The sequence below is a fragment of the Candidatus Kaelpia imicola genome, assembly GCA_030765505.1.
Taxonomy (GTDB): Bacteria; Omnitrophota; Gorgyraeia; order Kaelpiales; family Kaelpiaceae; genus Kaelpia; species Kaelpia imicola.
Genome location: JAVCCL010000005.1, coordinates 1 through 14,263 on the forward strand (window position 1 = coordinate 1; position 14,263 = coordinate 14,263).

Genomic DNA, 14,263 nt, shown 5'->3' on the forward strand with positions numbered 1-14,263 from the left:
AGAATAGATGTTATAGCTGATGTTAACGTTGTCTTACCGTGATCAACGTGTCCTATTGTTCCAATATTTACATGCGGCTTTGTCCGTTCAAACTTCTCTTTAGCCATCTTTCACCTCCTGATAAAATTAAAATCCTCCAACTATTTTCTCTGCTATATTTTTTGGTACAACATCATAATGAGAAGGCTGCATAACAAACGTTGCTCTTCCCTGTGTTAATGAGCGGATAATTGTAGCATATCCGAAGAGCTCTGACAAGGGGACAAACGCTCTTATTAATTTTATATTTGCCCTGTCAATCATACTCTTAATATCACCGCGCCTAGAACTTATATCTCCTATAACATCACCCAAATAATCATTGGGTATAAATACTTCCAAATCCATTATAGGTTCAAGTAATACTGACTTCGCACGCTTCAAGCCTTCCTGAAACCCCATGCTGGCAGCCATCTTAAAAGCAAGCTCTGAAGAATCAACTTCATGGTAACTGCCATCTATTATATCCACCTCTAAATCTATAACAGGAAAACCGCCTAAAACACCAGACTCAGAACTAGAATGGATACCTCTTTTAACAGCTGAGATATAATCTCTAGGAATAGCCCCGCCTTTAATTTTATCATTTACTGTTATCCCGGATCCTTTTTCGGCAGGCTTTAAAGATATCTTGACATGTCCGTACTGACCACGGCCACCTGTCTGCTGCACAAACTTACCTTCAACAACGGCTTCATCTGTTATTGTCTCTTTGTAGGCAACCTGAGGTTTTCCTACATGGGTACCAACATTAAACTCTCTTGCCAATCTATCCAGTATTATCTCAAGATGTAATTCTCCCATACCGGATATGATGGTCTGCCCCGTCTCTTCATCATAATAAATTTTAAACGTCGGGTCTTCCTCTGATAATTTAAACAACCCATTAGAGAGTTTGTCCTGGTCAACTTTTGTCTTAGGCTCAACAGCCAAAGATATGACCGGATCAGGGAATTGCATGCTCTCTAAAACTATCGGATGGTTCTCATCGGCTAAAGTATCGCCTGTTAAAGTATTTTTTAAGCCTACAATTGCAACTATATCTCCTGCCTCAACAGAATCCAAAGGCTCTTTTTTATCTGCATGCATCCGCAACAGCTTTGTAACTCTCTCTTTTTTTTCTTTATTTACATTATGTATATATGAACCGCTCTTAATGCCTCCTGAATAAACACGTACATAACTAAGTTTTCCAACAAATGGATCAGTTATTATCTTGAAGCATAATCCAGCAAAAGGAACTCCGTTCTTAACCTCTCTTCTCTCTTCTTCTCCGGTATTTGGATTAATACCGCAGATAGGGGGTACATCCAGAGGCGATGGCATATAGTCACAGACAGATTCTAGTAGAAACTGTACACCTTTATTCTTAAAAGAGGAACCGCAGAGAACAGGTACAACCTTATTTAAAATAGTTGCTCTCCTGATAACTTCTTTTATCTTCTTTGTGTCAACATCCCCGCCATGAACATATTTATCAAGTAATTCATCATCAAACTCTGCTAACTTCTCCAGCATCTTCTCTCTATACTTATTTACCTTGGAGATAAGATCTTCGGGGATCTCTTCATATTCATATTTCTGCCCCGTATCATCACTATATACTATAGCTTTCATCTCTATTAAATCCACCATACCCTTATAGTCAGCTTCGCTGCCAATAGGAACCTGTAAGAGCAGAGGATTAGTATCAAGTTTTCTCTTCATGTCAGCTACGCAATTATAGAAATTAGCTCCAACTCTATCCATTTTGTTTATATAGGCAATTCTGGGTACTTTATATCTCTCAGCCTGCCTCCAGACAGCCTCTGACTGAGCCTCTACTCCGTCTACGGCACAAAAAACAACAACAGCTGAATCTAAAATTTTTAAAGACCTCTCAACTTCAGCAGTAAAGTCAACATGTCCCGGAGTATCTATTATATTAATTCTCTTGTCATGCCAAATAATAGTTGTACAAGCTGCAGTGATAGTAATACCCCTCTCTCTCTCCTGTTTCATCCAATCCATAACAGCAGTACCTTCATGAACCTCGCCTAACTTGTAAGACTTACCGGAATAATAAAGCATCCTCTCTGTCGTTGTAGTCTTACCAGCGTCAATATGTGCAATAATACCGATATTTCTAATCTTTTTTATCTCAGTCTTCATTTTATTTGCACTAATACCATTTTTTATTGTCTCAACTTGCAAATCTTTTTCTATTACCACCTATAATGTGCAAAAGCTCTATTTGCCTCCGCCATCCTATGAGTATCCTCTCTCTTCTTAGCAGCAGCACCTTCACCACGATAAGCATCCAAAAGCTCTTGAGCAAGCCTCTCCCTCATTGACTTACCTTTCTTTGATCTTGTAGCCTCTCTTATCCAGCGCAACGCAAGAGAGAGCGCTCTTCTTTCAGGAACCTCAATAGGAACCTGGAAAGTAGCACCGCCAACACGCCTAGCCCTAACTTCAACCCTCGGCCTGACATTTTCAATAGACTTTTGAACAACTTCAAGAACCTCTGCATCTGTATTTTTATTGAGCTTCTTTTTTATAATATCGAAAGCGCCATATATTATATTTTCAGAGACAACCTTCTTACCATCCCAGATCATCAAGTTAATCATCTTTTGAACCAAAACACTATTATATACGGGATCATGGGTGATTTTTCTTTTCTCAGCTCTTCTTCTTCTCATCTCTTCTATCTACCTCCCGATAATATATTATTTCTTAGGTCTCTTAGTACCGTACTTAGACCTGGATTTCATTCTACTCTCAACACCTCCAGCATCAAGGGTACCTCTTACTATATGATACCTGACGCCGGGTAAATCCTTCACTCTTCCGCCTCTCACTAAGACTATGGAGTGCTCCTGAAGATTATGTCCCTCTCCGGGAATGTAAGAAGTTACCTCTATTCCTGTTGTAAGACGTACCCTGGCAACCTTTCTCAAAGCTGAGTTAGGCTTTTTAGGTGTCATAGTTCTAACCTGAACACAGACACCGCGCCTCTGCGGACAATTCTTCAATGCCGGAGATTTAGTCTTTTTACGTTTTTTCTTTCTGCCCAATCTTATCAACTGCTGAACTGTAGGCATTCTTATGCCTCCTTATTCTTAATTAATTCTATCTCTCTATGGTTTTTATAACCTGTGCCGGCGGGTATTAAATGACCCACTATAACGTTCTCTTTTAATCCTTTTAAACTATCCGACCTGCCTGCAGAGGCTGCATCAGTCAGTACACGTGTAGTCTCCTGGAAACTTGCAGATGATACCCAACTCTCTGTAGTCAGTGATGCCTTGGTTATTCCTTGCAAGATAAGCTTACCCTTGGCAGGCTTACTTTTTTTGCCAATCACTCTCTCGTTCTCCTCCCGGAATATAAACTTATCAACTTCCTGACCATAGAGAAAGCTTGTATCTCCGGGGTCTTCTATCTTTACCTTTCTTATCATCTGTTTTATTATCGCCTCAATATGTTTATCATTTATCTTAACACCCTGAAGGCGGTAGACTTCCTGAATCTCATTTACCAGATACTCTTGTAATTTCTTTTCTCCGCAAACGTTAAGAATATCCTGTAAAACCAATGGCCCATCAGTCAAAGCTGTTCCGGCTTCTACATGGTCGCCTCTATATACATTTAAATGTTTTCCATGCGGAATATTATACTCTTTAACCATTCCAGTCTCAGACTTAACTATAATCTGCCTCTGCCCTTTTTTGAAAGGACCAAACTCAACGATTCCGTCTATCTCAGAGACAATGGCGGGATTCTTAGGTTTTCTAGCTTCAAAAAGCTCGGCAACTCTCGGCAGACCACCTGTAATATCGCGAGTCTTAACTAATTTTCTTGCAGTCTTAGCCAGGATATCGCCAGATGAAACCTTGGCTCCATCTTTAACAAGAATGATCGCCCCCGGAGGCAGAGGATAAAAACCAAGAACCTCAGTCTCATCTTCATTCAAGACAAGCACCTGAGGATGGTAATCTCCTTTGTACTCAACAACAACAAGTCTTGTATGACCGCTAACCTCATCATATTCTTCTTTTACGGTATGCTCTAACTCTACGTCTTCGTATTTAACAACACCAGAAATCTCGGTTAAGATGGGGGAGGTATAAGGGTCCCACTCCGCGAAAACCTCTCCCTTTTTAATTACTGCTTCATCTTTAAACTTAAGCAGAGAACCCTGAGGAAGAGCAAAGCGCTCCAGCTCTCTTCCGGTCTCATCGTTAATACTTATCTGACCGTTTCTATTCAAAATAATACAATAATCCCCTTTCTCTGCGAACTTCAAACTATGGTACTTAACAAAACCTGAGTAACGAGACTGAACTTGAGACTGTTCAATTACTCTTGTAGCAGTACCTCCAATATGGAAAGTTCTCATAGTAAGCTGAGTACCAGGCTCTCCGATAGACTGTGCTGCAACAACACCAACAGCTTCACCCAGTTCAGCCAACTTACCTGTTGAAAGATTTAATCCATAACATAACCTGCAAATTCCGTTCTTAGTTTCGCAAGTCAGAACACTCCTTATCTTTATCTTTTCAATACCCAGCTCTTCTATTCTTGAAGCCCTGACTGCATCAATAATCTCTTCAGCTTTAACGATTATACTATCCGTTACAATATCAACTATGTTATCACAAGCGATTCTGCCAATTATTCTCTCTCTCAAAGACACGACGACTTCGTCGCCTTCGATTATAGCAGAGACAAATATACCGTTAACGGTACCGCAATCTTCTTCTGATACCAGCACATCCTGAGCAACGTCTACGAGTCTTCTGGTTAAATATCCGGCATCGGCTGTCTTAAGAGCCGTATCAGCCAGACCTTTTCTAGCACCATGGGTAGATATAAAATATTCCAGAACCGAAAGTCCCTCCCTAAAATTAGCTACAATAGGATGTTCTATGATTTCACCTGATGGCTTAGCCATTAAACCTCTCATACCACAGAGTTGTCTTATCTGCTGCCGCGACCCTCTTGCACCAGAATCAGCCATCATAAACGGCGGATTAAACTCTGCCATCTCTTTAAATGTCTCGTCTTCAATGCTATCTGTTGCATGGGTCCAAATATCTATCACTTTATTATTACGCTCACCGTCTGTTATAAAACCCTTCTTATACTCACTCTCAACTCCGGCAACTTGAGTTCTTGCTTTTTTGATAATATCCTCTTTTAAATCGGGTATTTTCAGATCGGCTACAGACATTGATATACCCGCAACTGTAGAATGCTCAAAACCCATTTTCTTCATGCGGTCTAAGAGCTTCACTGCTTCATGATGCCCGCAAATCTTATAAACATCCTTGACTATCTCAGATACCTTACCCTTATTTAAAAGAGCATTAACATAGGGCGCTTCGGGAGGTAAGATACCATTAAAGAGAACTCTTCCAACTGTTGTATCTATCAGATCGCCGTCTAACCTTACCTTTATCTTGGCATGGAGAGAGATCTCATAATCGTTGTAGGCATATATAACCTCACCCATATTAGCAAATGTTTTTCCTTCACCCAACTCTCCATCCTTGGATTTGGTCATATAGTACAGACCTAAAACAATATCTTGCGTCGGAGATATTAACGGACCGCCGTGTGAAGGCGAGAAGAGATTGTTTGATGCCAACATAAGAAGGCGTGATTCCATCTGAGCCTCTATTGAAAGCGGTACATGGACAGCCATCTGATCTCCGTCAAAGTCCGCGTTAAATGGTGTGCAGACTAAGGGATGGATCTGGATAGCCTTCCCTTCTATAAGTTTAGGCTGAAATGCCTGAATACCAAGACGATGTAAGGTTGGAGCTCTATTCAATAAGACAGGATGGTCTCTTATAACATCCTCCAAAATCTCCCAGACTTCTTCAGTAGTCTTCTCGATAAGTTTTCTAGCACTCTTAATGGTATGGACGTGGCCTCTCTCTCTTAACTTTCTTAAGATAAAAGGTTCAAAAAGCTCCAGCGCCATAATCTTTGGAAGCCCGCATTCATATATCTTAAGCTCAGGACCGACAACGATAACACTTCTTCCTGAATAATCGACTCTCTTGCCCAAAAGGTTTTGACGGAACCGCCCCTGTTTACCTTTTAACATATCAGAGAGAGACTTTAAAGGCCTGTTACCATGCCCCATAACAGCCCTACCATGTCTACCGTTTTCAAAAAGAGCATCTACCGACTCCTGAAGCATTCTTTTTTCGTTTCTTACTATGATCTCAGGAGCTTTTAACTCTATCAATTTTTTTAATCTATTATTTCTATTTATTACACGGCGATATAAATCATTTAAATCGCTAGTAGCAAACCTTCCACCCTCAAGAGGAACAAGAGGTCTTAAATCAGGAGGGATTACAGGAAGCACATTTAAGATCATCCATTCCGGATCGTTAGCAGAACGCTTAAGCTCTTCTACAACCTTTAATCTTTTAATATGTTTTTTTGGTATTTTTTCAACCGGTATCCCGGCTAATTTCTTCTTTATATCTTTAGAGATTTTTGCCAAATCCAATTCCTGAATTAATTCTTTTATAGCCTCAGCACCCATACCAGCCTTAAACTTATTACCGTACTTAACACGCAACTCTTGAAGTTTTGCTTCAGTCAAAAGCTCTTTTTTCTTAAGAGGTACCTCACCAGGATCGATAACAACATACTCCTCATAATAGATGACCCTTTCAAGCTCTCTTATCGTCATATCCAACAGCGTACCTATTCGGGAAGGTAAAACTTTCCAGAACCAGACATGGACAACAGAGGTTGCAAGATCAATATGACCCATCCTCTCACGTCTTACTCTGGAATGAGTAACTTCAACGCCGCACCTGTCACAGATAACGCCCTTATACTTAACCCTTTTATATTTACCGCAGTAACATTCAAAATCACGGCTAGGACCGAATATTCTCTCGCAAAATAACCCGCTTTTCTCAGGCTTAAAAGTTCTATAATTTATGGTCTCAGGTTTCTTTACCTCCCCATGAGACCAACTCCTTATAACCTCCGGTGAAGCTATCTTTATGCTTATATAATCAAACTGGTCAGGCTGTTTATACATTTTTTGCCCTCCCTTTTTTCTTTACTTTTATTGTTTTAGCCCCTTTTATATCTTTATCCTTGACTATTCTAACATCCAGCGCCAGACCCTGGAGTTCTCTCAAAAGGACGTTTAGCGATTCCGGAGTCCCATGCTGAAAAGAACTTTCGCCTTTGACTATAGATTCATATATCTTGGTCCTGCCCTGAACATCATCACTCTTAACGGTAAGCATCTCCTGGAGAGTGTAGGCGGCACCGTATGCTTCCAGGGCCCATACTTCCATCTCTCCAAATCTCTGGCCTCCGAATTGGGCTTTTCCACCCAAAGGCTGCTGGGTAACGAGAGAGTAAGGACCTATAGACCTGGCATGAATTTTATCGTCTACCATATGAGATAACTTCATCATATATATATATCCTACTGTAACATTCTGGTCAAAAGGTTCACCGCTCATTCCATCATAGAGGGTGATCTTCCCATCTTCCGGCAACCCGGCTTCTTTGAGAAAATCTTTGATCTCATCTTCCGATATACCCGCAAATACAGGCGTAGCAATCTTAAAACCCAGCTTCTTTGCAGCCCAACCGAGATGGGTCTCTAATAGCTGGCCTATATTCATACGAGACGGTACTCCTAAAGGATTCAATACTATATCCACAGGCGTACCGTCAGGCAGATAAGGCATATCCTCCTCATGTACTATTTTAGAGATGACACCTTTATTACCATGCCTTCCGGCCATCTTATCTCCCGCTACAATCTTTCTTTTACTCGCCACGTGAATTACAATCTTCTTTAAGACTCCGGGTGGAAGTTCATCACCCTTTTTAACTCTATGTATCCTTGCATCCATCTCGTATAATACTTCCTCAATCTGGTCATCGTAGAGTTTGAGGACTCTGAAAATCTCATCTTCCTTGGAGTCGCTGTCTATTAACTTAACAACGTCAAGATCGCAGTGACCAAGTCTCTTTATATCTTTATCCTTTATCAAAACGCCATCGCTTACTAAAACCTTATTTGTCTCTATATCGTGTAAAGGCGCACTCAGTTTCTCGCCGAGAAGGAGTTGCGACAATCTGCTGAGTTTCTCTTTTTTAAGCTGACTTACCTTGGCTTCATGCTCTTTTCTTAAAGCCTTTATCTCTTTAAGCTCTCTACTTTTCTCTTCCTTGCTTAAAGTAGCTCCCTCTTTACGCGTAAAGACCTCGATATTTATAACAACACCGAATACACCTGGCGGAACTTTTAAAGATGTATCCCTGACATCCCCGGCTTTCTCGCCGAATATAGCACGCAGCAGTTTCTCTTCAGGGGTAAGTTCTGATTCGGTCTTAGGAGATATCTTACCAATAAGTATATCCGACGGCTTTACCTCGGCCCCGATCCTCACAACACCATTATTATCAAGATTCCTTAATATCTCTTCGCTAACATTGGGAATATCCCGGGTAATCTCTTCAGGCCCCAGCTTTGTCTCCCTAGCTTCAACTTCAAACTCTTCGATGTGAATAGAAGAAAAAACATCGTCTTTAACAAGTCTCTCGCTCAAGATAATAGCGTCTTCAAAGTTATATCCACGCCAGGGCATAAAAGCAACAAGTATATTCCTGCCTAAAGAAAGCTCTCCATCGTCAGTTGCGGCACCATCAGCCAAGACATCGCCAGCTTTAACCTTATCCCCAATCTTAATCAGAGGTCTCTGGTTTACACATGTATCGGCATTGGTACGCCCAAACTTAGTCAGGTTGTATTCGTTGGCTCCTACTGTTATATGTTCAGAATCAACATAGCGAACAGTACCATCTTTTTCAGCCAGAACAAGAGTTCCTGAATCTTCGACAGCCTTTTTTTCAAACCCCGTACCGACAAGCGGCGACTCCGTAATCATAAGTGGAACAGCCTGCCTCATCATATTAGCACCCATAAGAGCACGGTTGGCATCATCATGCTCTAAAAATGGTATCAATCCGGTTGAAGAACCCACAATCTGCTGAGGAGCAACATCCATATACTCAACCTCAGACGGGCCTGCCTTAATAAATCCGTCCTTATAACGGCAGAAGATCTCTTTATCTATAAAACGGCTGCCTTCATCCAGTTTCGCATTGGCCTGAGCAATAACATATTTATCCTCCTCATCGGCAGTAAGATACTTAATTTCATTTGAAACATTCTTATTCTTTACCTTTCTATAAGGAGTCTCTATAAAACCAAATTCATTGATTCGAGCATATAGAGCGAGAGAAGTAATGAGGCCGATATTAGGACCTTCAGGAGTCTCTATAGGGCAGACTCTACCATAATGAGAATAGTGAACGTCGCGGACCTCAAAACCAGCACGCTCCCTATCTAAGCCTCCGGGACCTAAAGCACTTAAACGTCTTCTATGAGTCAACTCAGCCAGAGGATTAGTCTGATCCATAAATTGAGAGAGACTGCCCCGACCAAAGAAATCTCTGATCAATGCAGATATCAGTTTAGAATTTACAAGATGGTGAGGCATTAAAGACTCCATATCATAAACTGCCATTCTTTCGCGCGATACCCGCTCTATTCTTAAAAGACCTATTCTGAACTGCTCCTGTAAGAGCTCGCCAACTGTTCTTATCCTTCGATTACCGAGATGATCTATGTCATCGGGTTCACCCTCTCCCTTACGTAGCTTCAGCATATAATCAATGACCTTAACAACAGTCTCTTTATCTAAGATACGCTTATCAAGAGATACCTTCATTCCAAGCTTTCTGTTTATTATAAACCTGCCTACACGTTGTAAATCATAACGCTTGGGATTTAAAAAGAGTCTCTGGAAATAACCTTCGGCATTTTCAATCGTCGCAGGGTTACCAGGCTGCATCTTACGAAAGATCTCTATTAATGCTTCCTCTTTAGAAATAGTAGCATCTTTCTTAAGCGTATTTACTATTTCAGCAACCTCTTCCTTGACCAGCTTAATCTGCTTAAGATTTAACTTCTCCAATCTCGAAACATCGGTTTTGGTTATAAGCTGGTACTTCTCAAATAATATCTGCTTATTCTCGGAATCAACAATATCCTCTGCGAGAACTCTCTCTTCAACATTTTTGAGATCAGAACGTTTGTTAATCTTTAAACTCTCTGTTCCACCAAATATTTTCAAGATATCCTCATCGCTTGAATAACCAAAAGCTCTGAGTAAGACCGAAACAGGAAACTTTCTTCTTCTATCTATATAGACATTTAAAACCTTAGACTGGTCAAATTCAAATTCCAACCAGCTACCGTAATAAGGAACTATCCTAGCACGATAAGAGACCTTACCATAAAGCTGCGAACTCTCTTCAAAGCTAACCCCTGAAGAACGATGCATCTGGGTTACAACAACCCTCTCATCGCCATTCATAACAAAAGTACCCTGAGGGCTCATATAAGGAAGGTCGCAGAGGAATACCTCCTGCTCTCTAACTTCAGTTGGTGTTCTAAGGCGCAATTTTACACGCAGAGGAACAGAGTAAGTAAAATCCTTTCTCTTGCATTCATCCAGAGTGTATTTGGGTTTACCAATTGTATAATAGACATACTCTAAGGTAGCAGCACCATCTACACTCTCGATGGGAAATGTCTCTTTTAATACCGCCTCTAACCCCCAATGCTTTCTCTTCGTTTTAGCTACATCTTCCTGCAGAAAATCGTGAAAAGGCTTAAGCTGCAGATCTAAAAGATTGGGGACTTCTACCGGCGATTTTATTTTAACAACACTGCGCCTTTTAGCCATTTACATCACTCCTTATATTAGTTTTATTTAAACCTAAGAGAGTTATAATGCTATTTTAATTCTACCTTCGCTCCCACTGCTTCCAGTTTTCCTTTGATCTCTTCAGCCTCTTCTTTTTTAATCCCGGTCACAACAGGTTTAGGAGCAGCCTCTACAAGATCTTTGGCTTCTTTTAATCCGAGATTGGATACAGCCCTAACCTCCTTGATAACCTGAATCTTGTTAGAACCTATCTCTGCTAATACAACATCAAAAGTAGACTTCTCTTCTGCCTCTGCCGCTCCAGTACCTGCAACCATCGGTCCTGCCATAATAGGCATTGCAGCTGAGACACCGAACTTCTCTTCAAGTGCTTTTACAAGCGCTGAAAGCTCCATAACAGAGAGAGACTCTATAGACTCGACAATCTTCTTCTCTTTCTTACCCAAACCAGCTATAGGATCTTTCTTCTTTTCAACTTTCTTCTCAGCTCTCTTTTCAACTCTCTCTTCCTTCTGTTCCTCTTTAGGCTCTTCTTGCTCAACCTGTTCTTCTTTCACTTCAGTCTCTTGTTCTTCCTTTTCCACCATTTTGAATACCTCCTTCTCCTTAGTATTAAGATTCTTTTTTCTCTTTTATTCCCTTTATAACATTTATTAAAGATTGTATATTACCTTTAAGGACAGAGACCAGGCTGCTAAGCGGGGACTTCATTAGATTCACAACCTGCCCATATAAAACCTCTCTGGAAGGAATAGAGGCAAGCTCTTTAACCTCTTCAGGTTTTAATAATCTATCTTCCAGATATCCTGCTTTAACAAAAAAACTCTCATTTCCTTTTTTCAAATCTTGGATTACTTTAGTAATAGCTATCGGCTCATCTTTACCGTAGATAACAGCTACCTCGCCATCTACATGTTCTAAGAGCATATTCATCTTAATATCTTCAAGCGCACGTTTAAAAAGAGAGTTGTTTACAACGACCACACCTGCAGAATGTTTTCTGAGCTGAGATCTGATATCTTTCATCCCATCAGCAGATATGCCCTTAAAATTAGTAAAAAATATATATTCGGAATCTTTTATTTTACTCTTATACTTATCCATTATAAGCTGTCTTGTGTACTGACCTATCTTCATTTTTGAACCTCCGAAAGAGCTATGGTTAACCCCGGGCTCATTGTAGTAGATAGAATGACTCTTTTTAAAAACTGCCCCTTGCTGGATGCCGGCTTTACACCTAAAAGTGATTCCAGAAAAGAGTCTATATTCCGGGCTAACTCATCCTTGGGAAACGAAACCTTGCCAAGCCCAACATTTATAGTTCCGGTCTTATCCATTCTATAATCTAACTTACCGGCTTTGGACTCTTTTATAACCTTAGCTAACTGATCAGTAACAGTACCGTTTTTGGGGGAAGGCATGAGCCCGCGAGGTCCAAGCATCTTTCCTATCTTACCGACTTCCCGCATCATATCAGGTGCAGCTATCGCAACATCAAAATCCATCCAACCGGATTTTATCTTCTCAACCAGATCCTCACCTCCGACATAATCTGCTCCAGCATCTTTTGCCCCCCTCTCTTTTTCACCCTTACAGAAGACCAGCACTCTTACTTCTTTACCCAAACCGCTTGGCAAAACAACCGAACCTCTGACCATCTGATCGCTCTTTTTAGGATCGACATTTAATTTACAAGAGACTTCGACTGTCTCATCGAACTTAGCTTTAGGCATACCTTGAAGAGTCTCAATAGCCTCTTCAATGCTATACTCTTTTTGCAGGTCAACGGAATCTTTGATACTCTTCTGTTTTTTTGTAATCTTGACCATTTTATTCCTCAACTATATCTATACCCATACTTCTTGCTGTACCTTCTATTATTCTCATGGCAGCCTCTATATTATCCGCATTCAAATCCACCATCTTCTCCTGGGCAATCTCTTTAACCTTTTTCTTTGTAACGGTCCCAACTTTCTCTTTGTTGGGCTCTCCAGATCCTTTAGCCAGACCGCAAGCTTGCTTTAATAAGACAGATGCCGGCGGCTGCTTAACTATAAACGAAAAACTTCTATCATCATAGACATCTATTTCCACAGGAAGCAGCAACCCAGGCTTATCTTTCGTCTTATCGTTGAAAGCCTTACAGAACTCCATTATATTTACCCCATGCTGACCTAAAGCCGGACCCACGGGGGGAGACGGGTTTGCCTGACCTGCAGGACAATACAATTTAATCTTCACTATTACAGGTTTCTTAGCCATCTCTACATCCTTTCTACTTGCCAGAATTCCAGTTCTACAGGAGTCTGTCTTCCAAAAATTGTAAGCAGCACTTTAACTTTACCTTTCTCCACGCTTACCTCTTCAATCTTACCGTTAAAATTAGTAAAAGGACCTTCGATTACTCTTACTACTTCTTCAAGCTCAAATATAACTTTGGGTCTGGGCTGTTCAATGCGCTCCTCAGACTGCTGACGAATCTTTGAAACATCATCCTCGCTTAAGGGAACAGCCTTATCTCCAGAACTTAAAAATCGTATAACCCCGGGAGTTCTTTTTATTAAAAGCCAGGCTTCATCTACCATCTCCATCTGAACCAAGAGATAGCCGGGGTAAAACTTTCTTTCAGATACTTTCTTCTTCCCGCTCTTTACCTCGGTAACTTTTTCCGTCGGAACAAAAACCTCTGCTATCTTCTCTCTGAGACTCTCCTGTTCAATAGAACTCTCGAGTATCTGTTTTACTTTGTACTCCTGCCCTGTCTGAGTCTGTACTATATACCACTCCATATTATTTCAATAAAAAACCTATTAGCTTAGACATTAAAAGGTCTATCGCTCCAACGTAGATAGTTAAAATAGCGACAAAGACAAATGTTACCACTGTTGCCGCAATAAGTTCGCTTCTCGACGACCAGGAGACTTTCTTCATCTCCACCACTATGCTGCCGAAAAAACTCTTTACCTTGCCGAACATATTCTCTCCTTAACTCTTTACAAAAAACAAGCAGCAACCGTTATAGCTGCCCGCATAATTTACAGGCCTGGAGGGAGTCGAACCCCCAACATCCGGATTTGGAGTCCGGCGCTCTAGCCAATTGGAGCTACAGGCCTTCTTTAGCTATCAATCAGCAAACCTCGACCGATAGCTGCATCATTTAGTCTCTTTATGCAGAGTATGCTTTCTGCACTTCTTACAATATTTTTTTATCGCTAATCTGTCCGGATTATTTCTCTTATTTTTAGCAGTAATGTAGTTTCTATCTTTACAGTCACCGCAGGCTAAAGTAACTTTTTCGCTTGGCATTTTTTTCTACTCTATAATTTCAGAAACAACCCCGGCACCTACCGTTCTACCGCCTTCACGGATAGCAAAACGCAGTTCCTTCTCAAGTGCTACGGGCTTGATTAACTCTATTACAAATTCAACATTATCACCGGGCA

General features: G+C 40.8%; 14 protein-coding genes and 1 tRNA gene. All 15 read right to left on the minus strand.

Features of this window, described 5'->3' with window-relative positions; genetic code table 11:
- Window positions 1-107 (minus strand): GTP-binding protein (locus P9L98_01045; protein MDP8215894.1); only part of this gene is annotated, 107 nt, incomplete at its 3' end.
- A gap of 19 nt (window positions 108-126) precedes the next feature.
- Window positions 127-2,190, minus strand: coding sequence for an elongation factor G (fusA, locus tag P9L98_01050; protein ID MDP8215895.1), 2,064 nt, complete (start codon window positions 2,188-2,190; stop codon window positions 127-129).
- Window positions 2,191-2,243: 53 nt separating this feature from the next.
- Entirely contained in the window at window positions 2,244-2,723 is a 480-nt protein-coding gene (gene rpsG, locus P9L98_01055) for a 30S ribosomal protein S7 (protein MDP8215896.1), read from the minus strand.
- 27 nt (window positions 2,724-2,750) lie between these two features.
- A complete protein-coding gene (rpsL, locus tag P9L98_01060; protein ID MDP8215897.1) occupies window positions 2,751-3,125 on the minus strand; it encodes a 30S ribosomal protein S12 in 375 nt (124 codons plus the stop codon).
- 2 nt (window positions 3,126-3,127) lie between these two features.
- Window positions 3,128-7,099 carry a DNA-directed RNA polymerase subunit beta' gene (gene rpoC, locus P9L98_01065; protein MDP8215898.1) on the minus strand — a complete coding sequence of 1,324 codons (3,972 nt, stop codon included), beginning with the start codon at window positions 7,097-7,099 and terminating at the stop codon, window positions 3,128-3,130.
- Window positions 7,092-10,838: a DNA-directed RNA polymerase subunit beta gene (rpoB, locus tag P9L98_01070; protein ID MDP8215899.1), complete on the minus strand. Its 3,747-nt coding sequence runs from the start codon at window positions 10,836-10,838 to the stop codon at window positions 7,092-7,094. Before rpoB ends, rpoC begins: the two co-directional genes overlap by 8 nt.
- A 50-nt stretch (window positions 10,839-10,888) precedes the next feature.
- The gene (gene rplL, locus P9L98_01075) at window positions 10,889-11,275 is read right to left on the minus strand and encodes a 50S ribosomal protein L7/L12 (GenBank protein ID MDP8215900.1); all 387 of its coding nucleotides are present in this window, start codon (window positions 11,273-11,275) and stop codon (window positions 10,889-10,891) included.
- 157 nt (window positions 11,276-11,432) lie between these two features.
- Window positions 11,433-11,957, minus strand: coding sequence for a 50S ribosomal protein L10 (rplJ, locus tag P9L98_01080; protein MDP8215901.1), 525 nt, complete (start codon window positions 11,955-11,957; stop codon window positions 11,433-11,435).
- Window positions 11,954-12,649 (minus strand): 50S ribosomal protein L1, encoded by a 696-nt coding sequence (gene rplA, locus P9L98_01085; GenBank protein ID MDP8215902.1) that lies wholly within the window; start codon window positions 12,647-12,649, stop codon window positions 11,954-11,956. The genes rplJ and rplA overlap by 4 nt, the downstream gene beginning before the upstream one ends.
- Window position 12,650: 1 nt before the next feature.
- Window positions 12,651-13,082 carry a 50S ribosomal protein L11 gene (gene rplK / locus P9L98_01090; GenBank protein MDP8215903.1) on the minus strand — a complete coding sequence of 144 codons (432 nt, stop codon included), beginning with the start codon at window positions 13,080-13,082 and terminating at the stop codon, window positions 12,651-12,653.
- 2 nt (window positions 13,083-13,084) lie between these two features.
- The gene (gene nusG / locus P9L98_01095; protein MDP8215904.1) at window positions 13,085-13,609 is read right to left on the minus strand and encodes a transcription termination/antitermination protein NusG; all 525 of its coding nucleotides are present in this window, start codon (window positions 13,607-13,609) and stop codon (window positions 13,085-13,087) included.
- A gap of 1 nt (window position 13,610) precedes the next feature.
- Entirely contained in the window at window positions 13,611-13,796 is a 186-nt protein-coding gene (secE, locus tag P9L98_01100) for a preprotein translocase subunit SecE (protein MDP8215905.1), read from the minus strand.
- A gap of 62 nt (window positions 13,797-13,858) precedes the next feature.
- Window positions 13,859-13,933: transfer RNA gene (locus P9L98_01105), tRNA-Trp, on the minus strand.
- 40 nt (window positions 13,934-13,973) lie between these two features.
- On the minus strand, window positions 13,974-14,126 hold the full coding sequence (rpmG, locus tag P9L98_01110; GenBank protein ID MDP8215906.1) for a 50S ribosomal protein L33: 153 nt from the start codon (window positions 14,124-14,126) through the stop codon (window positions 13,974-13,976).
- A gap of 6 nt (window positions 14,127-14,132) precedes the next feature.
- Window positions 14,133-14,263 (minus strand): elongation factor Tu (locus P9L98_01115; protein ID MDP8215907.1); only part of this gene is annotated, 131 nt, incomplete at its 5' end.